A 25,062-nucleotide genomic window follows, 5' to 3' on the forward strand; every position below is an offset into this window, starting at 1 on the left:
CTATTATGCCTATCGCCGAAATTTCTTCTATTTCACATATCACACCAATTCTTTCTATTTCACCTACTCACACTATTCCACCGAAAAACAGGGTTAGGCCATCTCTATCCGGTGATTGGGACAGAGTTTTATGTTCCTCATTCGTATGAAGGATTGCACCTCGCGAAGGTGAAGTCTGGATTCGAGTGTTTGGTGGATCCCTCACGGAAGTATCAGGGTTGCTGGCCGCTCAGTGAACAACTGGCCACGTGATCTGAGGCCTTCGATACTCCCCCGGATTCATAATTTTGAATCCACCCGTTCACTACGTGTCGTTTTCCTCGATGAGTGCGTCTTGTAGAAGAGATAGGATTTCCCAAACAAGACGAGTCGGATTGTGTGTTGGGAACGAATATCAGTACTTCACAAAGCCGCTTAGTTAGAACGTCTGCTTGCTGAAGGTGTGTCTAAAACCAAACAAGCAGACGGTGAGATCCACGAGGACCAGCTTCTTAACTTTCTCGTCAACCGCCTTGACGAGGAAGTTTCGCTCTCGTTAGCCAATAACGCTGAAATCACTGCTGAAGACATCTATGAGGTCCTCGTCGGCGCTTGCGCCGACGGGACCTCTGTCTCTACGCTCTGTGCGTCGAGCCAGAACTCACCCGCTGGGAACACGGTCCTCTACCATCTTCGGACGAAGTTCGAGCCGGAACGGCTCGAACGAGTCGCTAACACGCTCCTGCGAAAGGATCTCGATGAATTGCTCCCCGAACAGGTGGAGGTCTGCGCAGACCTCCACCTGCGGCCCTACTACGGTGACGAAGACGACACAGACGGCCTCTATCACTCGGTAGCGAAGCGTGGAACCACTGCGTTCCACGCCTATGCCACACTCTACGCGCGTGTGAAGAACAAACGCTACACGCTGGCGGTACGCCGTCTCAAAGACGGCGATACCGCAAGTAGTGTCCTCGCTGAGTTCTTCGGTGTCCTCGACGGCCTTGACGCCGGGGTCAAGGCCGTCTACCTTGATCGCGGATTCTACGACAGTAAGTGTCTCACGCTGCTTCAGGCGCACAATTACGCGTACGTGATCCCGATCATCCGGTGGGGTGAGGCGATTCAGCAAGAGCTCTCGGAAGGATGGAGTCGCGTCATTCAGCATGATCTGACGGGGAAACTCGACGGTCACAGCTGGACCGTCGATTTTCCCGTCTACATCGACTGTACGTACCTAAATGGGAAGTATGACGAGAACGGTGTGGCGCGTCACGGCTACGCCGCTGACGCGCCGTTCATCGACTCACCACGGGACGCTCGATACCACTACTCGAAACGCTTCGGTATCGAGTCAAGCTATCGCTTGTTTGAGCAAGCGATAGCGACAACGACAACACGAGATCCAACGGTACGGCTGCTGTACGTGGTGGTGAGTCTCCTCTTACAGAACGTCTGGCGGTACCTTCACTACGAGTATGTGGCGACGCCCCGCCGAGGCGGGCGTCGCCTCTGGTGGTGGCCGTACAAGGAGTTCGTCAATATGATTCGACGAGCTGCGTGGACGGCCCTCGCGGTGCGTCGGGCCGTCCCCGCGAATCGGCCACCTGACGACCGATTCCACCGCTAACCACCGACCGAGCAAGCCAGCGGAGTGAGTGGCGACGCTGTCGCGTCGGCGGCTGACCGCCGCCGACAGCGACAGCTCTCCGTCGATCCGTCCGTAATTCTCTCGTCGAGACCGTCAGTACAACCGCTTCGACACAGAACTCAGGCCGCAGAAACAGCTAGCCGAGGATGCTTTGTGAGGTACTGATACTGGTGGATGTACTGCACGTTACACATGAAGTGTGTATGGTAGACGTGATCGAACCGAATGAGGGTCGTAAACATGCAGATGTCGGCCTCGGTCAACTGGTCGCCAGCGAGGAACCGTTGGTCTTCGAGGACCGAATCCCAGTGGTCGAGGGCGTCGAACAGTTCGTCGACGGCCTCGTCGTAGGGGCCCTGTTTGGTCGCGAATCCGGCCCGGTAGACCCCGTTGTTGATCGGCTCGTAGATATCGGTGATGATCTCGTCGACCTCCTCGCGGATCGCTTCGGGCGCGAGGTCGACGTCCCGCTCGGCCACGTCGCCGAACCCAGTCGAGAGCATCCGAATGATTTCGCGTGACTCGTTGTTGACGATGGTCTCTTCTTTCGTGTCCCACAGCACCGGGACGGTCACCCGGCAGGTGGCGTCGGGGTCGGCCTCGACGTACAGTTCACGGAGATAGTCGCTCCTGTAGAGTTTGTCCTCGGTACACCCCTCCTTCTCGGGGGTGAACTGCCAGCCGTCATCGTCGCGATAGGGGTCGACTACCGAGATGTCGATGGCGTCTTCAAGTCCCATCAGCGCCCGAATGAGCAGGGTGCGGTGGGCCCACGGACAGGCATAACTCACGTAGAGGTGGTAGCGACCGGCCTCAGCCTCGAAGCGGTCGTCCGGTTCGGCCTCAATGTGCTCCGGCACGTCGGAGCCAGCAATCCAGTTCCTGAACGGGGTCGTCTGCCGCTCGAAAGCCCCCTCCTCGTTGGTCGCCTGAAACATGTCGGTTCGCCACTCGCCGTCGACGAGCATATTCATTAGTACCGATAGTAGGAGAGCAGCGCTCAAAAGGGTTGTTCGCGGTTGTGTCAGTGTTACCACTCCGAGAAACCGACCGACCACAAACCACTTGTACCACCGGGAGATATCACTAAGTGGTATGACACAGTTCAACGGATTCAGCAGAGCAGGCGAGGCGGAAGTCACGCGAGCGATCACCGAAGAGTTCGCCGACGAGTTCATGGATTACACCGAAAGCGACGTCATCATCGTCGGTGGCGGTCCCTCGGGGCTGATGGCCGCCAAGGAGCTCGCCGAACAGGGTGTGAAGGTCATGGTCGTCGAGAAAAACAACTATCTCGGCGGCGGCTTCTGGCTCGGTGGCTTCCTGATGAACACGCTCACCGTCCGCGAACCGGCCGACGAAGTGCTCGACGAACTCGACGTGCCGCATCAGGAAAGCGAGGAGGTAGAGGGGCTCCACACCGCCAAAGGCCCCCACGCCTGTTCGGCGCTTATCAACGCGGCCTGCGATGCCGGTGCCAAAATCCAGAACATGACCGAGTTCACCGACATCGTCGTTCGAGAGAACCACCGCGTCGCTGGCATTGTCATGAACTGGACGCCAGTCCACGCCCTCCCACGTGAGCTCACGTGTGTCGACCCAATCGCCGTCGAATCCGAACTCGTTATCGACGCCACCGGCCACGAGGCCGTCGTCGTCTCGAAACTCCAGGAACGTGGCGTCCTCGACGCGAAAGGAATCAGCCACGCTGAGGAGCACAACACCGGGATGGACCAGAGCGAGGACGGCGAATACGGTGCGCCCGGTCACGACTCGCCGGGCCACGACTCGATGTGGATCACCGAGAGCGAAGACGTCGTCGTCGAGGAGACTGGCAAAGTCCACGACGGCGTGATCGCCACCGGTCTTGCCACGGCGACCACCCATGGCCTGCCGCGGATGGGCCCAACGTTCGGTGCCATGCTGCTGTCCGGCAAGCGCGCTGCCTCCATCGCGCTTGACGAACTCGGCGAAGACGGCTCGGCGGTCGACTTCTCGGTCGCCCCGTCGCCTGCTGACGACTAACTCCCTTCTGCTCCCCCCACGCACTCTCCCTCCCACCTCCCGTTGCCGAACCGCTCTTGTCGACTGCGAGCCAACGGGCCGTATGTACGTGCTGGGCCACGTCGGCATCTCGCTGCTGTTGTACGCGCCGCTTGCGTGGCTGTTGCTGTCGACTGGCCAGCCAGCGGTGGCAGCGCTTACCGGACTGCTGATGATCGTGCTCGCGCCACTACCGGATCTCGACACCTACACCGACCGACTCGACCATCGCGGCCCGACCCACACCGTCTGGTTCGCTCTCGGTGTCGGTCTCGTAACTGCTCTCGTCGCCGGTGTTAGCGCGGTCGCTGGCGGTGCTATCGTCGGGAGTAGCCACTCACTACCACCGGTTTGGGTGGCTGGTTGGTTCGGCACGGTGTCGACGCTCACGGTGCTGGGCCATCTGGCCGGAGATATGCTCACGCCGATGGGTGTCTGGCCGTTTCGCCCGCTCTCAGCGTGGCACTATACAGCAGAGTTGACACCGTCGAAAAATCCGCGGGCGAACCGACTCTGTTTCGCGGCTGGCGTCGTGATCCTAACACTGACGCTACTTGCGACAGGCAGTCATGAAAGTATACAGCGGGTAGTTGTCGGCTGTTTGGGATGTGGATCGTAACCCCGAGTAGTAACTGAACCCTACTGAAACCTCTGTCGACGATTCAGTGACGGTGTCGCCAGCAACGGGGCCCCTCTATACTTACGCAGAATGATGATCGGAAACAATCAAAATGAGATAGATGCGAGGTCGTATGATCGATACCAGTTACGGTAGATAATACACTAAATGCCGCTAAAAAGGACTTATAGCGGCTATAAACGTCATTTTGCGATTATTCAAGATCACAGACGATGATTGTATACGAAAAACAATCCACAGGATTTATTATGTATGGGTTTAGCATGATTATTTGCATGAAAGATACACACTACAAAACTCGTCGTCGGTTCATCACCGGCGTGGGAGCGACCGGTGCAGTTGCGCTTGCAGGGTGTACTGATTCCAACGACAGCGGCTCGTCCGGCGCGACAGCGGGCTCCGGATCCGAATCGATGGCCGATGAGATCGTGTTCTACAACTCCGGGTCACTGGAGTTCGACCCCGGAACGGAAACGAACATCGAACGGTTCGAAGAAGAGACCGGAATCAGCGTGGAGGTCAACGAGGTTCCGTGGAGCAATCTAAAAACCAGCCTCACCACGATCTGGCGGAACGAGGACAACAAGGTCGACGCGTTCAACGGTCCGACGTGGTGGCTCGCCGACTTCGTCAGCTCCGGATGGCTCGAACCGCTCGGACTCGGCGATGACCACATGTCTAAGTTCCCGGATTCGCTCACGAATCTGGTTCAGTTCGACGGTCAGACGTATATGGCCCCGGAGTTCGGCAAATGGGGCAGCTACCTCTACGACCAGCAGTATCTCGAACAACAGGGATTCGAATCACCACCGGACACGTGGGACGAGGTGCTTGAACAGGGTGAACAGCTCGCGAGCGACGACAAGGCGGGCTTCGCGTTCACGTGGTCCGATAAGTCAGTGTTCACGTTCAAGCAGTTCCTGTATCAGGCGGGCGGGCAGCTGTTCAACGACAGCAACGAACCAACGTTCGTCGAGGAGGGCGTCGAAGTGTTGGAGTTCTTCGACCAACTCCGCGAGCGGAACATCATCCCCGACGGCATGTCCAGTCTCAGTACTTCACAAAGCCGCTTAGTTAGAACGTCTGCTTGCTGAAGGTGTGTCTAAAACCAAACAAGCAGACGGTGAGATCCACGAGGACCAGCTTCTTAACTTTCTCGTCAACCGCCTTGACGAGGAAGTTTCGCTCTCGTTAGCCAATAACGCTGAAATCACTGCTGAAGACATCTATGAGGTCCTCGTCGGCGCTTGCGCCGACGGGACCTCTGTCTCTACGCTCTGTGCGTCGAGCCAGAACTCACCCGCTGGGAACACGGTCCTCTACCATCTTCGGACGAAGTTCGAGCCGGAACGGCTCGAACGAGTCGCTAACACGCTCCTGCGAAAGGATCTCGATGAATTGCTCCCCGAACAGGTGGAGGTCTGCGCAGACCTCCACCTGCGGCCCTACTACGGTGACGAAGACGACACAGACGGCCTCTATCACTCGGTAGCGAAGCGTGGAACCACTGCGTTCCACGCCTATGCCACACTCTACGCGCGTGTGAAGAACAAACGCTACACGCTGGCGGTACGCCGTCTCAAAGACGGCGATACCGCAAGTAGTGTCCTCGCTGAGTTCTTCGGTGTCCTCGACGGCCTTGACGCCGGGGTCAAGGCCGTCTACCTTGATCGCGGATTCTACGACAGTAAGTGTCTCACGCTGCTTCAGGCGCACAATTACGCGTACGTGATCCCGATCATCCGGTGGGGTGAGGCGATTCAGCAAGAGCTCTCGGAAGGATGGAGTCGCGTCATTCAGCATGATCTGACGGGGAAACTCGACGGTCACAGCTGGACCGTCGATTTTCCCGTCTACATCGACTGTACGTACCTAAATGGGAAGTATGACGAGAACGGTGTGGCGCGTCACGGCTACGCCGCTGACGCGCCGTTCATCGACTCACCACGGGACGCTCGATACCACTACTCGAAACGCTTCGGTATCGAGTCAAGCTATCGCTTGTTTGAGCAAGCGATAGCGACAACGACAACACGAGATCCAACGGTACGGCTGCTGTACGTGGTGGTGAGTCTCCTCTTACAGAACGTCTGGCGGTACCTTCACTACGAGTATGTGGCGACGCCCCGCCGAGGCGGGCGTCGCCTCTGGTGGTGGCCGTACAAGGAGTTCGTCAATATGATTCGACGAGCTGCGTGGACGGCCCTCGCGGTGCGTCGGGCCGTCCCCGCGAATCGGCCACCTGACGACCGATTCCACCGCTAACCACCGACCGAGCAAGCCAGCGGAGTGAGTGGCGACGCTGTCGCGTCGGCGGCTGACCGCCGCCGACAGCGACAGCTCTCCGTCGATCCGTCCGTAATTCTCTCGTCGAGACCGTCAGTACAACCGCTTCGACACAGAACTCAGGCCGCAGAAACAGCTAGCCGAGGATGCTTTGTGAGGTACTGAGTCTGGGCGAGGGTGGGATCGGTGACAACTTCGTCGCCGGTCAGTACGCGACGGTCGAATCGTGGACGCCGCTCGGCTCCCGCGCGATCAGCGAATGGGAAGACGGTCGACTCGGGAGCGCACGACCGCCGAAAGGGCCCGAGTCGCGCGCCACGTTCCAAGACACGAACGGGATCAGCGTCTCGGCGTTCTCCGAGCGAAAGGACGCTGCCAAGGAGTTCGCGCGGTTCATGACCACCCGCAGTTCGTCGAAAAACAACATGCTCGTCGAAGGGAACCCCAGCGTCGTCCCGGACGTCTACGAGGACGACGAGATTCAGGCAGAGTACCCCTCCGAACTGCTCGATGACATGCGGTTCAATCTCGAAAACGCGCAGGGCGAGAACTACATGGCTCAGCCACAGGTCGACGATTACCTCAACGAACAGATCACTCAGGCGTTGCTGGGTAATAAAGAACCCCGAGCCGCACTCGAAGATGCCTACGCCAACATCGAACGCCTCTACCAAGACATCGGCCTGATCTAAGGGCAAATACTTTTATATTTATTATGTCGGTAGAAAAAAATGACCTGCGTCGGAAACTCGACAGGCTGTTCGTACCGCTGACCGTTGGGCCGACGCTCATCTGGATAGCGGCGATCATCGTCTACCCGACGGTTAAGCTGCTTCTCAGTAGCCTGCAGTTCCGGAACCCCGTCACCAGCGAGATGGAGTTCGTCGGGCTCCGGAACTTCCGGCGGCTCCTGTTCGCCCGGGAGGGAGGCGATGCCGTGTTAGGAGTGTTCAGCCCCAACTTCGTTTCGTTCACGACGAACACAATGGGGTGACAGACGTGAACGTCCCACTGGATAGCGAGGACCCTACGGGCACGAGATGTCAGAGCGGACCAAAGCGCAGGAATCGGTGGTGGTCGGGACGCGACTGCGGTTACTGAAGATGCAAGGCTAAAGCCTCGCCCTTGATTCAGCGCGGGGAGGATATCAAGCGTAGGCCATCTCGAAGAACGCGATTTCGAGAGCCACGGTTCGGCAGAAGAGTCTCTGGACGCGATGCTGTCGGCGCTCGCCGAGCTTCGGTCCGTACTCGTCGAGTTCGCTTCGCAGCCACGCGACGAACGCCTCGAATTCGGACGTGTCGTGAAGCTCGATCCACTCGCGCAGATAGAACTCCTCGGGGACTCCTGAGGCCGCTGTTGCCCATGTCAGGTAGATCCATTCCGCTGGCACCAACACCGCGAGCGTCTCCTCGTACTCCCCTTCGAGCGCGGCTCGGGTCAGCAGGTCTTCGAACGCCTCGGTAGCGTCGGCTGGCACAGGATCTGTTCGCTCGTCAGGGGACACTCCCAGTGCGTCAAACGAACGCTCGAAGTAGTCGTTCTCCTCGTCGGTCAACGTCCCGAGGAAGCCGGTCAACGAGGCCTTGGCGTCCATAGTCGGCGCTTGACCGACCGCGTAGCCGAACACGCCGGTGAGCGTCCACACAAACGCGTAATCTTGGACGAGGTAGCGCCGGAAGACGGCGTCATCGACCGTCCCGTCGGCGAGTTCATGCACGAAGCGGTGTTCGACGGCGTCGGTCCAGTCCGGTTCCGATCGCGCTCGCAGCCAGTCTGTGAATCGCGCGTCTGTCCGATCGGTCGCGTACGCATCGAACGTGGCGGTCACACCTCCCACGCCTCCTGGCGCCATGCGGCGTCCCAGAACCGGTACTCGTAGCGCGCCGACGTGACGAACAACTCGCGGTAACGCTCACGGTCGCTCTCGGTCGCATTAGTGGCTACGTCGTTCATCAGTCCCTTGCACCAGTCCGTGAGTTCCGTGAACTCCTCGCCCGAGTACATGTCGATCCACGTGGCGTACCGCTCGTCGTCCGACTCGCCGCTCGCAGCGAGGCGCGTGCCCGTTTCGTTAAATCCCCACATGCACGGCAGGAGGGCGGCCACAGTATCACCGAACGTTCCGAGCGCCGCGGTGCGCACGAGGAAGTCGGTGTATGCACGCGTCGTCGGCGACGGAGTCGTGGCTTCCAGCTCGGCTTCGCCGATGCCGAACTCTTCAGCGTACGAGCGATGGAGGTCCATCTCGACGGTGACGGTCGATTCGAGGAGGTCGGCGAACGTTCCCATGTGGTCGAGCGTGGACGCCTTCGAGGCGCCGAGTGCGAATAGCCGGCTGTACTCGATCAGGTAAACGTAGTCCTGCCGGACCCAGTACCGAAACGGCGCTTCGTCGAGCGTCCCCTGGCCGAGCTCGCGGACCATCGGATGGTCGAGGATGGCCTCCCACATTCGATCGGCTTCCTCGCGGATTTCGTCCGTGAACGTCATGGCAGTGGAATAGGTGACGGATCCGAAAAGAGTTATGATGGAGTTGTATAATACTATTATAATGACGCGCAAGCCAGCTCCCGACTCACGTCCCGTCGTGCTCACGATCGCAGGCAGTGACTCCGGTGGCGGCGCCGGGATTCAGGCTGATCTCAAGACGATAGAGGCGGGCGGAGCATTCGGGACAAGTGCCATCACGGCCGTCACAGCACAGAACACGCTGGGCGTCGTGTCGTCGCACGTCCTCCCCATCGAGGAGATCGACGCGCAGATCGACGCTGTCCTATCCGACTTTGACGTCCGTGCGGTAAAGACTGGGATGCTCGCAACTGCGCCCGTTATCGCGGTCGTCACGGAGTACGTCGACGACCTCGACGTGCCGGTGGTCGTCGATCCCGTGATGGTCGCCGCCACAGGCGACCGTCTGCTCGCTCCCGACGCCGAGAACGTCTACGAAGACCTGCTCGCACACGCGGCACTTACGACGCCCAATGCTGATGAAGCCGAGGTGCTCACAGGGATTGAACTCACGGATCACGAGGGGACAATCCAGGCCGGGAAAGCACTGCTTGAAACCGGCGTCGATGCCGCGCTCGTCAAGGGTGGGCACGTCCCTACTGACCGAGTCCGAGATGTACTCGTTACGGCAGACGATGTCAAAACATACGAACACCCGCGAGTCGATACTGACGCGACCCATGGCTCGGGGTGTACGCTCGCGAGCGCAATCACGACCCGCCTCGCGCACGACGAACCGCTCGCCGACGCTGTCGATGCCGGCGTCTCGTTCATCGAACGGGCCGTTCGCTACCACCTCGATGTGGGCGAAGGGCCTGGGTCGGTCCATCATATGGTGGCACTACGCGAGCGTGCAGCCCGCCAGCGCACCCAAGAAGACGTTGAAGGCATCGTCCGGCAGTTCGTCGAGGGCGACGTGTCACGGCTTGTACCCGAGGTGGGGATGAACGTCGTCGGGGCGACGCCCTACGCCGAGGAACCAGGGGAGACGGCCGCCGTGGAGGGGCGAATTACCCGAACCCTGTCGGGGATCAATCCTAATCGAGGGGTGCGATTCGGCGCATCGAGCCACGTCGCTCGCTTTTTGTTGTCGGCCCGCGAGTTCGACCCATCGGTTCGGTTCGCTGTCAACTGTCGGTTCGACGACGAGATTGAGGACGCGCTCGGCATACTTGACGGACCGGCCGTTGAACTCGACCGGACCACCGAGCCCGAACCGGATGTAGAAGGAAGCACCATGGGGTGGGTCGCGCACCGAGCATTCGAACGTGCTGACGGAACGCCCGCTGCCGTCTACGACCGAGGTGACCTCGGCAAGGAAGCCATCACGCGGCTCCTCGCACCCGACCCGGAGACGGCTATCGACCAGGCACTCGCGCTTGCCGAGGTAATCGGGGGCGGCTGAAGAGTCTGTCCAAAAAACATTCTTCTTACCGGTATACAGGGCTACTGAACGATATAACCGACTCTAAGGCCGTGATATTTGACTCGAAAATGTTTGATTGGACAGGCTCAATAGTCATGCCCTTTGAGCCTATATGCCCACGTATGCAGCGAAAGACGATCTCTGTTACCGGGATGTCGTGCAACGGCTGCGAACAGACCGTCGGAAACGCCCTCAAAACCATTGACGGTGTGACCCGCGTCGACGCCGACCACGAGGGCGACACCGTCGAAATCGTCGTCGAAGAGACCGTGACCGACGACGACCTCCACGCCGCCATCGAGCAGGCCGGCTACGACGTAGCGGCCTAATCGGCCGTCGTTGGATCTTTCCCGCTCGTATCGCTCCCTTGGACGGCGAAGTCGGTATTGACGCCCTCGCCCGAGAGGAGTTGCCCGCCAAAGCTGTTTGCGAGCACAGCCGAGACTGAGAGTACCATCGCGATCATCGCGAACACGGGGTGGACGAGGCCGGTCGTTGCGGCCGCCACACCGATGCCGTTGAACGAGAAGGCGACGATGAGGTTCTGTCGCGTCTTGCGGTAGCTCTCTTTGCCGATCTCATAGGCATCCATCACACCACCGAGTCGGTCTCCCATCAGCACGATGTCGGCCGATTCGATGGCGATGTCCGTGCCTGCGCCGATGGCGATGCCGATGTCGGCCTGCGTGAGGGCGGGTGCGTCATTGATGCCGTCCCCGACCATCGCCACGCGGTGACCGTCATCCTGGAGACGCCCAATCTCCTCGCGCTTTTCGTCGGGTAGGACATCCGCCATCACACGGTCGATACCGACGTCGTCGGCAACCGCCTGCGCGGTGCGTTCGTTGTCGCCGGTGATCATCACGGGCGCGATACCGGCGTCAGTAATTCGCTGGACGGTCTCAGTCGCGTCGGCTTTCAGTTCGTCACCGATGCCGAGCAGTCCCACGAGCACACCGTCGCGGACGACTCCGGAGACAGTGAGGCCGCGCTCTTGGAGGCGCTCGATTTCGTCGCGTGCGGCCGACAGGTCGATTCCCGCCTCTTCGAGCCAGCCAGGTTTTCCGACGAGGACGGTGCTCCCGTCGACTGTTGCGCGGACACCCTTGCCCGTCACGGAGTCGAAGGATTCGGGATCGGTGTACGCGACACCGCGGTCATCGGCATGGTCTAAGATAGCGTCGGCCAGCGGATGTTCACTGAACGCTTCGGCGCTCGCAGCGGTGGCCAGCACCCCGGACTCGGCGCCGTGGAGTGCGACGACCTCGCTCACAGCGGGTTCACCGACGGTGATGGTTCCCGTCTTGTCCAGCACGATGTGGTCGACGTCGGGGAAAATCTGGAAGGCGTCACCTGATCGCATCAGGATCCCGCGGTTGGCAGCCTTGCCGCCGCCCCGGATGAGGGCCAGTGGCGTCGCCATCCCAAGCGCACAGGGGTATCCGAGGACGAGGACGGCCAGCGCAGCGAACGCGCCGCGCTGGACGTTCGGCCCACCGCCCCAGGCGAGGGGTCCGACCAGCCAAACGGCAAACGAAAGCGCGGCGATAGTCAGCACGCCCGGAACGAAGTACTTGAGCACGCGGTCGGCGAGCTGGATGATGCCGGGTTTCATGGCCCGAGCCTCCTCGATCTCGCGGGCAACCTGATTCAGGAACGCATCCTCACCGGTTGCGGTCACCTCGACGAGCAACGTCCCGGTTTCGTTGACGCTACCGCCGATCACCTCGTCGCCCTCGCTCTTCTCGACGGGGATGGGCTCGCCGGTGGCAACCGACTCGTCGACCGTTGAGTTTCCTTCGACGACGACGCCGTCGACAGGGACGCTCTCGCCGGGCTTGACGCGGACTCGGTTGTCGACCTCGAGGTCGTCGACGGGGACTTCTTCGATCTCCCCGTTCCTGGTGACGCGACGGGCAGTGTCCGGCTGGAGGTTGAGGAGGCTCTGGACGGCCTGCGAGGCCCGCGTCCGGACGGTGAGACTGGTGTACTCCGAGAGGATGTGGTAGGTGGTGATGAACACGGAGACGGCGAAGAAGTGGACGGTCGGGAACCCAGAGAAGACGAACAACCCGAGGAACCCACCGAGCAGTCCCGCGAACGCGCCAGCCTCCAGGAGGACATGTTGGTTGAAAATACCTCTGCGGAGACTCTGGAAGGCTTTCTTCGTGATGTACCTGCCGGGGCCGAACATCGTCCCGAGTGCCAACGCGAGCGCCGCGATATCCATCGCCAGGGACGCTGACTCGAACCGGCCCACCACGAAGATCATCCACCCCATCAACGCGGCGACGACGACCGAGGCACCGCCCGCGAGGAGGAGCCGTTGCTTGCCGTCTGCGAGTTCAGCCTGCTGTTGCTCGTATCGCTTTGCCTTATCCGGGTCACGGATGGTGTACCCGAGATCGCGGAGTGTGTCCTTCACCTTGACTTCGCTCAGAATGGCGTCGTCGTACTGGACGAGGACCTCCTCGTGTGCGAGACTCACGTCGACGTCCTCAACGCCTTCAGTGCGGGCGTACGCCTTTTTGATACTCTCGGCGCAGAACGAGCAGGACATCCCGCCGACGTTGAACTGTTCGTGTGTCGTTCCCATCGTGGTTCGTATTTATCCCACGATCCTCATAACCATTATGACAACGGTTGTAGCGCTATGATACATCATAGATCATACTCAAACTTGTGGCGGTACTCTTACCGTTGGTGTGGCCCTACTTGCGGGTACGCATATGGCGCTACTCAAATCTGACGTGCCGATCCGCGAGGTCGTCACCACCGATCCCGAGAAGGCGAAAGCCCTTGAGAACGACGTCCGGGCGAAGATTATAGACATGCTCGCCGACGAGGAGATGACGATCGAGGGGATTCATGAGGAACTCCAGCGACGGGGCGAGGACAAGGCCGAGACGACGGTGCGTCACCACGTGAACGTCCTGAAGGACGCTGGGATGGTCGAGATCGCCCGGCTCGAAGAGGCTGGCGGCGGCACCCGGAAGTACTACAAATCGAATACGCGGATGTTCTCCTACGACCTCCCCGAGGGCAGCGACCAGACACTCAGCGCGGCGCAGGAACACACAACCGAGGAGCTGCGAACACTACTCGAGTCCCTCTATGAGACTCATGGGGACGACATCGAGTTGGTTGCCGAAGAAATGAAACCGTGTGAGTACTGTGGGACCCAGCACTACGAGGAGTTCATCATTCGGGAACTCCTCAACAGAGCGCTCCTAGAACTCGGGGAGACTGGGGACTTGGACGACGTGTTAAGCCAAGCACGGTGAGTTATTCAACCGCGGAGGCGCCTTCACGAGGGTTTGTGAACGCCGCCTGCTGCGGAGTTGATGCTTTCCGGCAGCGTCGGGTGGATGTGCATCGTGTTCGCGATGTCGTCGGCAGTCGCCCCGAGTTCGATGGCGAGGACGAGTTCGTGGACGATCTCGGCGCCCTGTTCGCCGACGATGTGCGCTCCGAGTAATTCGTCAGTCTCCGCGTTCGTGACTAGTTTGACAAATCCCTCCGTTTCGCCGAGCGCCTTCGGCTTGCCTTGGTCAGCGAAGTCCTGGCGGCCGACGCCGACCTCGTACCCCGCTTCGCGTGCTTCTTGTTCGGTCAGCCCGACGTGGCCGATCTGCGGGTCGGTGAACACCGCCCATGGGACGGTTCGGCCCTTGGTGCTGATTTCTTCGCTTTTCGCGAGGTGCCGATACAGGAGATCTGCGTCGTCGCGAGCGGAATGGGTGAACATCGGCGGCCCGCTCACGTCGCCAATGGCGTAGACACCGTCAGCAGTCGTTCTGAAGCTGTCGTCGGTCTCGACGAATCCGTTCTCGTCCAGTGACGCGCCGATGTCTTCGAGCTGGAGGCCGTCCGTATTCGGTGTTCGGCCCGCTGCGAGGGCAACGTCCGAGGCGGTGACGGAGACGGTGCCGTCGGCACCGGCGTCGACACGGATGCCGTCGTTGGTCTCCGTGAGTGCCGTCACTGGCGTACCGGTCTGGACGGTGATTTCTTCGTTTTCGAAGGCCGTCTCGATGACCTCGCTCACGTCCGGATCTTCATCTGGGAGGAGGGTGTCGCCGCGCTGGAAGACGGTGACGTCCGCCCCGAACCGGCTGTACATCTGGGCGTACTCACAGCCGACGTAGCCACCGCCGATGACGGCCAGTGAGGGGGGAATCGAGGCACGCTCCAGCAGATCCGTGCTGTCGTGAACGTCGACGTCGTCGAGGCCGTCGATCGACGGCCTCGTCGGTCGGGCGCCCGTGTTGATGACGATGGTTTCGGCCGAGAGGGTTCGATCGTCGACGCGAATTTCATGTGGGGATTCGAAGATGCCGTGACCTTCGACGAAGTCGATGTTCTCGTTGCTCTCGACGTTCTCGTAGGCCCCCTTGCGGATGCTCTCGACGATGTCGTCTTTCCGCTCGACGATGGCGTCTATGTCTGGCTCGATGGCGCCGTCGATATCGATACCGAACTCTTCGCTCCGGCGGGCGAGGTTCGCGACCTCTGCACTCCGGAGCATCGTCTTCGTCGGGATGCAGCCGCGATTGAGACACGTCCCGCCGAGGAGGCCCTCCTCGACGAGTGCTACGTCCATCCCGCTGTACCCGCACTTCATCGCGACTGGGAGGCCCGCCATTCCGCCGCCGAGGACGATCAGATCGTAGTCAGTGTTTGTCATCGGTGTGGTAGATTCTATTGGTTCGTTTCTTTGAGCGCTTCCCGCCGCTGTTCGAACTCTTCTTGTGACAATTCACCACGAGCATACGCGACTCTGAGTTCTTCGACTGCCGGGTCCCCGCTGCTGATTCCTGCCTGAGTGAGCGTGCGATAGAGTGCGTATCCAACCCCAAGGACAATCAGTAGGAATACCAGCATCATCCCTATTCCCCAGACCGGCGACATCGATACTGCGCCACCAGTCTCCATTCCGCCAACCATCCACATCATCGGCATCATGACGGCCATCAGCACGAGCGGAATGATCAGAATACTAGCGACGACGATCAATATGAGCCGGAGCGGCCTGTCACGCTCGGAGGTTCGTTCAGTTTCCATGGACTGTTGTTTGTCTCGGGTTCGGATAGTCATTGTGTGGACTGATGTTCCTGTTCTGCTTCCGCTGCCCGGCAATCCCCACTAACCGCTCCAAGAGGGGCGCCCAAGTTCGCGGTTGTCTACTCGACACAGCAGCTCATCGTCGACGTGTCTCGGCGGAACGCCTGACAGGCGTGTTTGAACGCTTCCGAGAATGTTGGGAACGGGTGGACGGTGTCGATGATGTCGTCGACGGTCAGGCCGAACTTCACGGCCAGTGTCGCTTCCATGATCATGTCGGCGGCGCGGGGACCGACCATATGGACGCCGACGATCTCGTCAGTTTCGTGGTGTTTGACGACCTGAACGAGGCCATCGGTGTTCTTGACGGCCTTTGCCCGCGGCACGTCCTCCATCTGGACGGTGCGGCAGGAACAGGTACCGTGTTCGTCCATGTACTCCAGTTCGGTCGTCCCGACAGAGGCAACCTCCGGGCTGGTGAACACGACTGCTGGCACCGTGTCGTAGTCGATGGTAACTCCCTCGTTACCGAAGGCGTTTTTGATAGCGTGGTTGCCCTCTTTGGCGGCAACCGTCTCCAATTCGGGCTCGCCGATCACGTCACCGGCCGCATACACGTCCGGATTCGCCGTCTGGAAGTGCTCGTCGACAAGAATAGCCCCGTCGTCGTTCGCCTCCACTCCAACTGTCTCAAGGCCGATATCCTCGCTGTTGGGCTGGACGCCAGTTGCGACGAACAGCGCATCTCCCGTGACCGTGCGCTCGTTGCCGTCGACAAGCGTCTCGATGCCCACGTCTGACTGTATCGCGTCGGCGCCTCCGTCGACTGCTGGCGCGCGGACGCGCTGGAAGTCGTTCCCGGTGATCACCTTAATTCCCTCTTCCTCGAAGGCCCGCTGCATCTCGCGACCGAGTTGGCCTTCCATCCCTGAGAGGACGCGCTCGGAACGCTGTAGGATGGTCACGTCGACGCCGATGCGATGGAGGATCTGGCCCCACTCAAGGGCGATGTACCCGCCACCGATGATAACGATGCTACCGGGGAGATTACGTTCCTTGAGGATGGTTTCGCTCGTGTAGTAATCGACGCCGTCGAGCCCGTCGATGGGCAGTACCCAGGGTGAACTTCCAGTCGCGACCAACGTTTTCTCGCCGGTAATCCTGATACCCTTGTCGGGGCCGTCGACGATCTCGATGGTCGTGTCGTCGACCAGTTCGCCGTAGCCCTCGTAGATGTCGGTTTCGAAGTGCTCGGCGACGTCGACGTAGTTCTCCTGCCGGAACCGCTCGACGAGAGCGTCAGTACCGTCGAGTGCCTCGTCCCAGTCGACTGTCGGCTCATCGTCGCTGTACTGGACTGCCTCGAACGGATTCTTTTGAGGTGCAGCAGCGCTCTCGCCGACAGCGAGGAGGTGTTTGCTAGGGACACAGCCGACGTTCACGCACGTCCCGCCGATTGGGAGCCCTGTATTCACTATCGCCGTCGAGAGTCCTCGTCCACTCGCTTCCGTGATGGCAGCAAAGGCAGCGGCCCCACCGCCGAGAATCACGAGATCATACGAACGGTTATCCTCCATCTCGTCATAAGTTTAGAACGCGAAGTAATTGTACTGTGGAGTCCAAAGCTATGAAGTAAGTCGGAGGCCACGAAGCTATGGCAGATTCAACATCATCACCCGCCCCTACGTGCGATGTCGACGGAACGTGCTACTGTCCGCTGACCGGTGTCATCGACACGCTCAGCCAGAAATATGCGATGCAGCTGATTAGCATCATTGGCGCTCACGAGTCACTCCGGTTTGGGGCGATCGAGGGCCATCTCTCGAGCGCCAGTACCTCGACCATCTCGAAACGGCTCGACGAATTCGAGGATGCCGGACTGATCTCTCGAACTCAATACAATGAGATCCCGCCCCGTGTGGAGTACTCGCTGACCGGCGACGGGGACGACGTGAGAACTCGGCTCGAACCCCTCTTGGAGTGGGCCTCGACGGCAGAGTGACAGCCGTTGACATCCTCCCGCGCGTGAACACGCGGGAATCCCACGGCACCTCACCAGAGTCGGAGTCGTGTACGTCGCTCACTACGACGACGCGGTCAGCGCGGTAGACGTCGATACCTGACAGACGCTGTGGACGACTGCCACTCCATCACATCCGTTCGAACCGCTAGTCGTCTGAGTCGACTGCCGGTCGAACCGCCGTTATCCGTCCTCGCCGTAGACGGTGGTCTCCGAGACGGGTTCCCATCGGCTCCGCCCTCGGTGACTCGTATCGTCGCGGTTCCGTCGGCGGTGTCGAACGTCGTCTCGAGGACGGTCGTTCGCTCGACGTACTGTTGCGTTCCTTCGAACGATCTAGCCGGACTGTGTTGGAATCGGCCGCCTCGGTCGGGTCGAGAATCGCTGCGAGGATACTCGGGCCCTCGACGTGGGGAAACAGGAACCAGTCGACCGAACCGTTCGGCGCGACGAGCTCACGACGCCGGTCGCAACGGCCGCCGATAGCCATCTCGAGGGTGAGCGAACCCGAATGGGCCCGCGGTTCGTTGGCGACGAGTTCGAGACACCTGTCTACCGCGTCGACGGCGGCGTGTACTACCAAACGACGTTCGCATACTGGCGGCATCGCGATCGAGACCTCGCTGTCCACCCGGGCCAGGATATCGAGCATGTGGTCGACGACAACGAGAAATCCACGCGGGACCGTGTCGACCTGCCCATGAGGAAATCGGGACTTACGACGCCACATACTACGAGACGCAGTTGGTTCGAGCTGTCGAGAGCGCGTTGTCACCGCTTGGGAGGGACCGAACGGATATTCATCGGGAACTTGCCGAGACCCAAGAGATGGCCGTGACGGCATTCACATCCGTTGGCGGCAAGTGATCCGCTACCACGGAGAATGACCCCTCCCTCCCCCCGTCATCGATGTGTAAACTCTTCAGAAGAGGGGAGGGGGTGGAATGTGAGAATAGTCAAAACAGCTAGAAACGCCGGAATACGTCTTGAAACGTGTTTAGACATCCAAATAAGGTCTAAATTGGGTTAGTCCTTTGTCTGACGAAGATTTATATGACCTCCATTATAACCATAGCCGTAATGTACCATTACACGAGGTTTTGAGAAGGTTACTTCAATAAACCGAGTAATGGTATAGCCGCTGATCAGCGCTGTCGTTCTCCCCGATATCACCGTTATTAGACTCTAAACCAGCTGTCAACGGTTTCACCCGCACTTTCGCCCACCCCGACTCTCACATGTTTACACTTCGATGACGGGGGGTGGGTGTTCAATACTCGGGACAAACGCAGGTGATACTCGTGGTCTGGGTGGAGAAATGGGCACTCTCAACTCCTGCGCGAAATCCGAACTTGTCGAATGCGAGAGCCGAGTCACGCTCCTATGAGATCTGATTCGAGTTTACACATCGAATACGGGGGGTGTCTCTCGAGAGAATCTTCTGAATCTATCTGCAAATTCACTAATTGTGGAACTCCTTCAACTGGGCGTTAACGACGGACTGGAGGAGGTCCTCCTGATCGGAGATAGCTTCCAAACGAGTGTCGTCGACGATCCGATTCATCATGGCTTCGGGATCCCCCGTGAACGTGAACTCCATGTACATTCCGCCACCACGGCCTCGACTCTTCCGTGAGGTCGAGATGAGACCATACGTGGAGAGCTCTTTGACGTACTTGACATAGGTCTCCCGCGTCATCTGGTCAGCATCGATCTCATCGGTAATCCATTGGTAGACTTTGAAGCCGACCGGACTCGGGACGGAACTCCCGGACCAATTGGAGAAATGGGCGACGGAGGCGGTCGCGTAGAGGGATATCTTCTTCTGGGTGGTCAGACCCTCGATTAACTTCAGTGAGCGGTCCTTGTCGATTTCTTCCTGAGATTCGCGGACGTGTTCTTCGCGAACTTTCTCGTCACCCCGTTCATCCGCGAGGTCACCGGCACCGCGGAATAAGTCGATTGCCTTTCGTGCGTCTCCATGGCTTTGGGCCGCGAATGCTGAAACGAGCGGTAGCACGTCGTCAGTTAACGCATCGGACCGGAAGGCGTCACGACGGTTCTCGAGTATTTGGCGGAGCTGATTAGCATCATAATCGGGGAAATAGACGTCCCGTGGATTGAATGAACTCTCGGCACGACCGTCGATATCCTCCATGAATTTGGGGTCATTCGTCAGAGCTGCGACTGATACTTGTCCTTCGATTTCGTTCGTGTTACTTGCTCGCGATAGCTGATAGAGCAGTTTCGAGTAGGCGGGTTCGTCGTTCGCTCGTCGGCCGACCAGGAGATCGATCTCGTCAAGGATGAAAATGACTGAGTCGTAGTGTTCGTTGATCAGCTCATACAAGCGCCGATACTTGCGCTTCGTCGACACTCCCGTCTCTGGGACGCCGACCTCTGCACCGACGTCCTTCGCGACGGTTTGGACGAGTTCGAAGACAGCTTGATCGAGGGTATTGATCGGCTGGCAGTTGATGTCGACAACGCCGAAGTGTTCGCCTTTGGACTGACAGAGCTCGATGATCTGCTGTGTGACTGCCCCGATAATGAGTGATTTTCCCGTCCCAGCTGGCCCGTACAGCAGCATATTCGGAGGCCGGTTTCCTTGGAGAGTCGGTTTCAGAAACGAAACGACGGACTCGAGTTGGTCATCACGTCCGACGATTCGCTCTTCATCGATGATCGTGTCCGGCTCGACGAGATCTCGATTGACAAAAACGGATGCTTCTCCCTCATCGTCGAGCATATCCCGAATTGACCGCTGTGTACTGTCCTCTACAGTCTCCTCGGTTTGCTCCGGTATCACGTTCCCGGTAGCATTCTCCCCACCGGCTTCTATGTGTTCTGCGTCAGCTCTAGAACGAGTTCCTTCGTCGAGGGTAGATTGGTCCGCTCCATCCTGATCACTACCGGCCATACGCTTGCTGTACGCCGAGGCGTTAAAAAGATTTACCTCCATCGATGTTTATCCGGCAGTTCTACCCAATTTATCTCCTATATTCGGATGATCAGTGCCGTCTCTGTTGGGACCGACACCGAAGTATTTCCTATAAGGGACTCCCCGTCATCGATGTGTAACGCGAGCTACTTCGCCTTCTTGCTAATCTGATGGTTCGATATTCAGTACAGTCAATTCTACCCACTCCATCGACGTGTAAGCTGTCTGTCTGACACCCGGAATCGAAGTGTAACTTGTGGGTTCCACTCCTCGTCATCGATGTAAAAACTGGTTTGGTCTTCCAGTCTTCCGACTGCCAGCTATCGATTTACACTTCGAACACGGGGGGAATATTGATAGAAATCTATTGTCCCCGACTCCGTCATTCTATTCGTCCGGGTTGATCGGACCTTTGTACTGGGAGCGGACCTTCTCTCCTTCTCTCCACTGCCAGTAGTAGTAGCGATTGTCGTTAATTTCCTTGATCGTGATCGTCGCTTTCGAGGGGACGTCGTCTGGAAGATCGTCGGGGCGTTCCTCGATATCGTTTTCGTCCGGTTCCCCTTCAAGACGGGCTTCCCGTTCCTTGTGTTCGGCTAGCCCCTCAGCGTAGCGGGCTACGTCCCGAAGCTGTTCCGGCGAGGCCTCGTTGAGAGTGTCGACTAATTCGGCTGGAAGTCCTGCTGGCGGGGTCGGTGGCTCGTAGGACATCGGCTGTCGCCTCGTGTTAACCAACAAAAGCCATCAATCGATAGTTCTGTTGGTTAATCATCTCTGGTTTGACCCGGTCGGGAGTCGACCGTCCGGGCGGGGAACCCGTCCCTGCTTGATTTCGTGGTCCACCCGGCGGATGTGTTTGCAGCCGCCCTCGGGCGCTCGTTGCTGCCAGTCCGGACAGGTGCAGGATACGCTGATCACGTCGACTTCATACCAGCTCCCCGAGGCTGACTGCACCTCGTAGCGACCGCCCTTTTCGAGCAGCGAGACTGCCATTGCTTCGTCGACGGCGCGTCGGGTTCGCGGTTCGAGGTCCGCACGCTGGTTCGAGTGCTTCGTGACGACCATCCGATCGCGAACGTCGCCAGTTCGTCCACCGTCCGGCGCGACGGCAGCGGCAGGACCCTGGAGCCAATCTTGAAGGAGTTCCTCGACCGGATGGCCTTCTGGCCAGAGATAGTGGACTTCACGGCGCTCGCGATAGTCGTAGGAGCCACACGCCGCGGCGTTCCCAGCCCACACGCGCCACGCGCCGAGGGCGGCCATCACGTCGACGATTACGCGCGGGACGATTTCGTACTCGTCAGGGTAGAAGATCCGGAAACGGGTACACTCCTCTCGTGGTGGGACGATATCCCACCACTCGACGTCGTCACCCCAACTGTCGAACATCGCTTCATCCTCTCCATACCCAACGGTCACGCCGCCGATCTCGGGCACGTCCGTAGATATCTCGTCAGTCTCGCCTTCGAGCAGCCGGAGGACGGCGTACCGTAGATACTCGTGTGCTGGATCGTCCGCCGACCGGGCGATCTGGTCGTGTTGTTCTGCAACCCGTTCCGCCTCATCGAGGACAGCGGATAGATACAGTTCACTCATGATTCGACGGAGGTCGGAATGCGCCTCCGCCCCTCGGCGGGCGCTGAAAAACTTAACCAACGAAACACTGTCTTACCGTCTGACCGTTGGTTAACAGTGAGAACCGCGTGTTCAGCCCTCTGCAACCGTGTCGATGATCTTCTGTGCGGTCGAACTGATCCGCCCGAGACGTTCCTGAATGCCCTCCGCATCGTCGCCCTGCCACGCGGCAAGATAGAACGCTGACCCGCTCGTATCCAGGTCGAAATACCGCCCGACGATGTACGCGACGGCTTCTGCCTCGACCTCACGTTTCGACCGCTCGGTCGCGTCGTCGACGTCGGAATGGAGCAGCGCGTGCGCGTACTCGTGGATGAGCGTCACGGCGAGATCGGCCTGATTCGGGCGGGCTTTCGCCTCGACGACTGGGTGAAGATCACGCTTACTCCGATATTTGCAGACACCCTTCGCGCTGCCGTGCTCCCAGTCGGCAGCGTCGACGATGCGAACCTCGACATCGAGATTGTCCGCCGCGCCGAGGAGCACGGGAACCAGGTCTTGGGCATCCCCCGTGGCCTCGGTTTCTAGCTCGGGTAGTGGTTCGCCCTCGGTCTGGGAGACGTCGAACACAGAGGTTGGCTTGAACCCGACCAGTCCGTTCGACCACTCGTCGGGCGGCGTCTCGTCGTACTCACAGTCGCTTTGCTCGTGGTAGCTCTGCGAGTTCTCGCATTCAGGACATTGCTTGGTGATGATCGGGGCCCAGATCCAGATGGCATCTTCACCTTCCTGGACGTGCCGGTCGAACTCGTTCCGCCAAGTGTTGTAGCCCGCGATTTTTGTCGCCTGGGGACACTGGAGGGTGATCAGGAGCGTGTTCCGATGGGAGTAGTCGTGGAACTGACTTTGGATGTCGAGCCACTCTTGGAACTCCTCACTGGCCTTCGCCTCGTCGACGTCTGCAACAAGGTCGTCTATCCAATTTTCGATGGTGCTGTGCATCTCGGCGTTCCGTGTGTCGGTCTCCTCAAAGGAGGCCGACGGGTCACTGGTCGTAGCCATAGGATTCACCGAATCGAGTTCACGGCAACTGCGTCAGTTCAGCACGCGCCGCACCCCTCGGGGGCGCACAATAAACGACGGTGCGACTGCGGGGTTTATCTCGGGGGTGCTATCGGAGGCGGGGATTAACAACCAGTGCGACACTATCGCCGAGAAGATGAGTCTTGTCGACGTGCTTCGCGAGGTGGTTGGCATTCGCACGGCCAGCACGTCCACCCTGTATGAGTGTCGCCACTGTGGCACGACCCTCCCGGCGGATACCGAGATGTGTCCCACCTGTGGTGGAGAGGACGTCGCCTGCTACCAGTTCTGAGGGCTTTCGTTCAGTCTGCACAGCTTGTTGTCGGAACCGTTTCTGTTCGCTAGCGTCCGGTTGGATACCCCACGGTGTGAATGGGGATTGCTTATCGAAGCGATGTCTTCTCGTCAGCGAAGCCGACGGTGACGAGGTAGTCGAGGAAGTCGTCGAACCGATCGACGTCGCTGGGCGTATCGGTCGCGAGGTGGCGCGCCCACTCGATAGCCCACTGGAACGCGGGATCGGTTCCACCCGTTCCGTGAATATACCACCACCGAGCGGCCTTCAACACGACGAGCGGATTCGTCGGTGGCCGCTCGCTCGCGAGCCCACGGGTAATCAACCCGATTTCGTCGGGGACATCGTCGGGTTCGACGTGTTCTGATTGTGTAGTGGCGATATCGATCGGGATATCATCGATGGAAACGTTCTCAGCACTCTGTTGTTGATTCACTGTCGGTCACCTCTGGTTGAAGACTCACGAACGAGCCTCCGCCCCTCCCGGGGCTCGAAAAACAGCCCGCTGCTTACGCCGGCGGGATGTAGACGCTCTGCTCGCCAGCGATCTCCTCGTGGTTATTCCGATGGCGATGGGTGAAGTAGCACTCGTAACGACAGTACCCACAGACTGCGCCGGTCCCGTATTCAGCGACGTACGGGCCGCGAGGTGTTCGCCAGACGTTCGTCCCACATTCAGTGCAAGCGGCCTGTTCGAGATCGGTTGGGGTCGGCCCCCGTACTCGATGTGTATCCCCTCGTCCTGGGGTGTCGTCTCGGGCCAGATCCCGTGGACTTTCCAGAACTCACGGATTCGGGCGAGGCTATGACGCACCGTCCTCCAAACGGTGACGTGGTCAGCGTCGCGACCGCTGTCGTCCCAGCCGTCGGTCGTCCAGAACTCACCGAACTGTGCGCCGCGATGCAAGCCATTCCAGTCGACGCCGACGATGTCGGCCGGAGGATCGGCAGAAAGCGTCGGTCGGGTCAGCTGGCGGATAGCCTCGAGTTGCTTGGGTGGGCTCCCGCCGAGGATGTGGATGCGCCGACCGCGCCAGTCGGGCGGGTCGGAGAATTCGTGCGCCAAGCGGTCAGCATAGCCTCGTGAGTAGCCAAGGACGAGGTCTTCAGGAATCGCGTCGATCACCGTTCGGGACTTCGGGACGATGATGAGTTCGGCCTCCGGGTAGCTGGCCTGAATCTCGCGAGCAGCGGCGACGTGGTCGTTGATGTCGTCGCGTTCGTAGACGTCGCCGATGACACCGACCTGTGGTTCGTGCTCGAAGAACCGATCGACGAACCGCTCCAGATCGGGGTTCCGGAAATCGTTGTCGAGCATTCCAACGGGGATGCTGAGGTTCTGATACTGCGTCTCTTGATATCCACAGTCCTCCCGAAAGCCCGGAAGGAAACCGAGCTTATAGGCATCCAGGGTGAACGGCACTCGATGAAGGAACGCTATCTGGTCTGCTTGTCTGGCGGCAGCGATGTCGCTAGCCGTGCTGGAGTCTGTACTCAAATCGAGGGACATGAATGAACTCGCGAGGCCGCTGCTGGCCGCCCCGCGCC

At 59.5% G+C, this 25,062-nt stretch carries 22 protein-coding genes and 3 pseudogenes; 12 read left to right on the forward strand and 13 right to left on the reverse strand.

Annotation, left to right across the window (positions count from 1 at the left end; all coding sequences use genetic code 11):
* Window positions 1–442 precede the first annotated feature (442 nt).
* Window positions 443–1,609 carry an ISH3-like element ISHla1 family transposase gene (locus HLAC_RS14680; protein WP_009486633.1) on the forward strand — a complete coding sequence of 389 codons (1,167 nt, stop codon included), beginning with the start codon at window positions 443–445 and terminating at the stop codon, window positions 1,607–1,609.
* A gap of 161 nt (window positions 1,610–1,770) precedes the next feature.
* Here the strand turns inward: HLAC_RS14680 and HLAC_RS14685 are convergent.
* Window positions 1,771–2,604: pseudogene (locus tag HLAC_RS14685) on the reverse strand (glutathione S-transferase family protein); the annotation flags it as partial.
* Window positions 2,605–2,725: 121 nt separating this feature from the next.
* On the opposite strand from HLAC_RS14685, the gene HLAC_RS14690 reads away from it, so the two are divergent.
* The 6 genes from HLAC_RS14690 (at window position 2,726) to HLAC_RS14710 (ending at window position 7,593) form a co-directional block, all read left to right on the forward strand.
* Window positions 2,726–3,655 (forward strand): sulfide-dependent adenosine diphosphate thiazole synthase, encoded by a 930-nt coding sequence (locus HLAC_RS14690; RefSeq protein ID WP_015911511.1) that lies wholly within the window; start codon window positions 2,726–2,728, stop codon window positions 3,653–3,655.
* 82 nt (window positions 3,656–3,737) lie between these two features.
* Complete coding sequence (locus HLAC_RS18005) at window positions 3,738–4,292, forward strand: metal-dependent hydrolase (RefSeq protein WP_015911512.1); 555 nt, start codon at window positions 3,738–3,740, stop codon at window positions 4,290–4,292.
* A 296-nt stretch (window positions 4,293–4,588) separates the two neighbouring features.
* A complete protein-coding gene (locus tag HLAC_RS14695) occupies window positions 4,589–5,407 on the forward strand; it encodes an ABC transporter substrate-binding protein (protein ID WP_197690650.1) in 819 nt (272 codons plus the stop codon).
* Window positions 5,408–5,411: 4 nt separating this feature from the next.
* Window positions 5,412–6,578, forward strand: a complete 1,167-nt coding sequence (locus HLAC_RS14700) for an ISH3-like element ISHla1 family transposase (protein WP_009486633.1) — start codon at window positions 5,412–5,414, stop codon at window positions 6,576–6,578.
* A 167-nt stretch (window positions 6,579–6,745) separates the two neighbouring features.
* Window positions 6,746–7,291, forward strand: a complete 546-nt coding sequence (locus HLAC_RS14705; RefSeq protein WP_015911514.1) for an extracellular solute-binding protein — start codon at window positions 6,746–6,748, stop codon at window positions 7,289–7,291.
* Window positions 7,292–7,314: 23 nt separating this feature from the next.
* Window positions 7,315–7,593, forward strand: a complete 279-nt coding sequence (locus HLAC_RS14710) for a sugar ABC transporter permease (protein ID WP_015911515.1) — start codon at window positions 7,315–7,317, stop codon at window positions 7,591–7,593.
* 153 nt (window positions 7,594–7,746) lie between these two features.
* Here HLAC_RS14710 and HLAC_RS14715 read toward each other — a convergent pair whose 3' ends face one another.
* Together HLAC_RS14715 and tenA are read right to left on the reverse strand one after the other, a co-directional pair.
* Complete coding sequence (locus HLAC_RS14715; RefSeq protein ID WP_049933820.1) at window positions 7,747–8,454, reverse strand: TenA family protein; 708 nt, start codon at window positions 8,452–8,454, stop codon at window positions 7,747–7,749.
* The gene (tenA, locus tag HLAC_RS14720; protein WP_015911517.1) at window positions 8,427–9,092 is read right to left on the reverse strand and encodes a thiaminase II; all 666 of its coding nucleotides are present in this window, start codon (window positions 9,090–9,092) and stop codon (window positions 8,427–8,429) included. Before tenA ends, HLAC_RS14715 begins: the two co-directional genes overlap by 28 nt.
* Before the next feature lie 61 nt (window positions 9,093–9,153).
* On the opposite strand from tenA, the gene thiD reads away from it, so the two are divergent.
* Both thiD and HLAC_RS14730 read left to right on the forward strand, forming a co-directional pair.
* Window positions 9,154–10,515 (forward strand): bifunctional hydroxymethylpyrimidine kinase/phosphomethylpyrimidine kinase, encoded by a 1,362-nt coding sequence (gene thiD / locus HLAC_RS14725; RefSeq protein ID WP_237583094.1) that lies wholly within the window; start codon window positions 9,154–9,156, stop codon window positions 10,513–10,515.
* Window positions 10,516–10,658: 143 nt separating this feature from the next.
* On the forward strand, window positions 10,659–10,865 hold the full coding sequence (locus HLAC_RS14730) for a heavy-metal-associated domain-containing protein (protein WP_014050605.1): 207 nt from the start codon (window positions 10,659–10,661) through the stop codon (window positions 10,863–10,865).
* Here HLAC_RS14730 and HLAC_RS14735 read toward each other — a convergent pair.
* On the reverse strand, window positions 10,862–13,132 hold the full coding sequence (locus HLAC_RS14735) for a heavy metal translocating P-type ATPase (RefSeq protein ID WP_015911518.1): 2,271 nt from the start codon (window positions 13,130–13,132) through the stop codon (window positions 10,862–10,864). The two genes, HLAC_RS14730 and HLAC_RS14735, sit on opposite strands and share 4 nt — an antisense overlap.
* Before the next feature lie 133 nt (window positions 13,133–13,265).
* Here HLAC_RS14735 and HLAC_RS14740 point away from each other — a divergent pair, with 133 nt between their 5' ends.
* A complete protein-coding gene (locus HLAC_RS14740; RefSeq protein ID WP_014050603.1) occupies window positions 13,266–13,820 on the forward strand; it encodes an ArsR/SmtB family transcription factor in 555 nt (184 codons plus the stop codon).
* Window positions 13,821–13,843: 23 nt separating this feature from the next.
* On the opposite strand, the gene lpdA is transcribed toward HLAC_RS14740, so the two are convergent.
* The 3 genes from lpdA to merA form a co-directional block, all read right to left on the reverse strand.
* Window positions 13,844–15,223 (reverse strand): dihydrolipoyl dehydrogenase, encoded by a 1,380-nt coding sequence (gene lpdA, locus HLAC_RS14745; RefSeq protein WP_014050602.1) that lies wholly within the window; start codon window positions 15,221–15,223, stop codon window positions 13,844–13,846.
* Between the two features lie 14 nt (window positions 15,224–15,237).
* Window positions 15,238–15,600, reverse strand: a complete 363-nt coding sequence (locus HLAC_RS14750) for an SHOCT domain-containing protein (protein WP_014050601.1) — start codon at window positions 15,598–15,600, stop codon at window positions 15,238–15,240.
* Window positions 15,601–15,719: 119 nt separating this feature from the next.
* Entirely contained in the window at window positions 15,720–17,177 is a 1,458-nt protein-coding gene (merA, locus tag HLAC_RS14755; RefSeq protein ID WP_014050600.1) for a mercury(II) reductase, read from the reverse strand.
* A 77-nt stretch (window positions 17,178–17,254) separates the two neighbouring features.
* Between merA and HLAC_RS14760 the strand changes: the two genes are divergently transcribed.
* Both HLAC_RS14760 and HLAC_RS19615 read left to right on the forward strand, forming a co-directional pair.
* On the forward strand, window positions 17,255–17,602 hold the full coding sequence (locus HLAC_RS14760; protein WP_014050599.1) for a winged helix-turn-helix transcriptional regulator: 348 nt from the start codon (window positions 17,255–17,257) through the stop codon (window positions 17,600–17,602).
* Between the two features lie 598 nt (window positions 17,603–18,200).
* Window positions 18,201–18,487: pseudogene (locus HLAC_RS19615) on the forward strand (type B DNA-directed DNA polymerase); the annotation flags it as partial.
* Window positions 18,488–19,082: 595 nt separating this feature from the next.
* On the opposite strand, the gene HLAC_RS14770 reads toward HLAC_RS19615, so the two are convergent.
* The 6 genes and pseudogenes from HLAC_RS14770 to HLAC_RS14800 all read right to left on the reverse strand — a co-directional run bounded on the left by HLAC_RS14770 (window position 19,083) and on the right by HLAC_RS14800 (window position 25,024).
* Entirely contained in the window at window positions 19,083–20,369 is a 1,287-nt protein-coding gene (locus tag HLAC_RS14770) for an orc1/cdc6 family replication initiation protein (RefSeq protein ID WP_170933407.1), read from the reverse strand.
* A gap of 579 nt (window positions 20,370–20,948) precedes the next feature.
* Complete coding sequence (locus HLAC_RS14775; RefSeq protein ID WP_009488166.1) at window positions 20,949–21,272, reverse strand: DUF6788 family protein; 324 nt, start codon at window positions 21,270–21,272, stop codon at window positions 20,949–20,951.
* A gap of 57 nt (window positions 21,273–21,329) precedes the next feature.
* Window positions 21,330–22,157 carry a hypothetical protein gene (locus HLAC_RS14780; protein WP_009488167.1) on the reverse strand — a complete coding sequence of 276 codons (828 nt, stop codon included), beginning with the start codon at window positions 22,155–22,157 and terminating at the stop codon, window positions 21,330–21,332.
* 111 nt (window positions 22,158–22,268) lie between these two features.
* On the reverse strand, window positions 22,269–23,198 hold the full coding sequence (locus HLAC_RS14785) for an ImmA/IrrE family metallo-endopeptidase (protein ID WP_014053352.1): 930 nt from the start codon (window positions 23,196–23,198) through the stop codon (window positions 22,269–22,271).
* A gap of 404 nt (window positions 23,199–23,602) precedes the next feature.
* Window positions 23,603–23,950 carry a DUF8013 domain-containing protein gene (locus tag HLAC_RS14795; protein WP_012659222.1) on the reverse strand — a complete coding sequence of 116 codons (348 nt, stop codon included), beginning with the start codon at window positions 23,948–23,950 and terminating at the stop codon, window positions 23,603–23,605.
* 73 nt (window positions 23,951–24,023) lie between these two features.
* A pseudogene (locus HLAC_RS14800) lies at window positions 24,024–25,024 on the reverse strand (DUF6610 family protein).
* Window positions 25,025–25,062 lie beyond the last annotated feature (38 nt).

This window comes from Halorubrum lacusprofundi ATCC 49239 (assembly GCF_000022205.1).
Classification (GTDB): domain Archaea; phylum Halobacteriota; class Halobacteria; order Halobacteriales; family Haloferacaceae; genus Halorubrum; species Halorubrum lacusprofundi.

Coding starts and splice junctions, on each gene's coding strand:
- HLAC_RS14735 (WP_015911518.1), bottom strand. CDS start 13,132: ATGGGAACGACACACGAACAGTTCAACGTCGGCGGGATGTCCTGCTCG.
- tenA (WP_015911517.1), bottom strand. CDS start 9,092: ATGACGTTCACGGACGAAATCCGCGAGGAAGCCGATCGAATGTGGGAG.
- HLAC_RS14780 (WP_009488167.1), bottom strand. CDS start 22,157: ATGAGTGAACTGTATCTATCCGCTGTCCTCGATGAGGCGGAACGGGTT.
- HLAC_RS14705 (WP_015911514.1), top strand. CDS start 6,746: ATGCTTTGTGAGGTACTGAGTCTGGGCGAGGGTGGGATCGGTGACAAC.
- merA (WP_014050600.1), bottom strand. CDS start 17,177: ATGGAGGATAACCGTTCGTATGATCTCGTGATTCTCGGCGGTGGGGCC.
- HLAC_RS14775 (WP_009488166.1), bottom strand. CDS start 21,272: ATGTCCTACGAGCCACCGACCCCGCCAGCAGGACTTCCAGCCGAATTA.
- HLAC_RS14690 (WP_015911511.1), top strand. CDS start 2,726: ATGACACAGTTCAACGGATTCAGCAGAGCAGGCGAGGCGGAAGTCACG.
- HLAC_RS14770 (WP_170933407.1), bottom strand. CDS start 20,369: ATGCTCGACGATGAGGGAGAAGCATCCGTTTTTGTCAATCGAGATCTC.
- HLAC_RS18005 (WP_015911512.1), top strand. CDS start 3,738: ATGTACGTGCTGGGCCACGTCGGCATCTCGCTGCTGTTGTACGCGCCG.
- HLAC_RS14730 (WP_014050605.1), top strand. CDS start 10,659: ATGCAGCGAAAGACGATCTCTGTTACCGGGATGTCGTGCAACGGCTGC.
- HLAC_RS14715 (WP_049933820.1), bottom strand. CDS start 8,454: ATGGCGCCAGGAGGCGTGGGAGGTGTGACCGCCACGTTCGATGCGTAC.
- HLAC_RS14740 (WP_014050603.1), top strand. CDS start 13,266: ATGGCGCTACTCAAATCTGACGTGCCGATCCGCGAGGTCGTCACCACC.
- HLAC_RS14785 (WP_014053352.1), bottom strand. CDS start 23,198: ATGGCTACGACCAGTGACCCGTCGGCCTCCTTTGAGGAGACCGACACA.
- thiD (WP_237583094.1), top strand. CDS start 9,154: ATGACGCGCAAGCCAGCTCCCGACTCACGTCCCGTCGTGCTCACGATC.
- HLAC_RS14710 (WP_015911515.1), top strand. CDS start 7,315: ATGTCGGTAGAAAAAAATGACCTGCGTCGGAAACTCGACAGGCTGTTC.
- lpdA (WP_014050602.1), bottom strand. CDS start 15,223: ATGACAAACACTGACTACGATCTGATCGTCCTCGGCGGCGGAATGGCG.
- HLAC_RS14750 (WP_014050601.1), bottom strand. CDS start 15,600: ATGGAAACTGAACGAACCTCCGAGCGTGACAGGCCGCTCCGGCTCATA.
- HLAC_RS14695 (WP_197690650.1), top strand. CDS start 4,589: ATGAAAGATACACACTACAAAACTCGTCGTCGGTTCATCACCGGCGTG.
- HLAC_RS14760 (WP_014050599.1), top strand. CDS start 17,255: ATGGCAGATTCAACATCATCACCCGCCCCTACGTGCGATGTCGACGGA.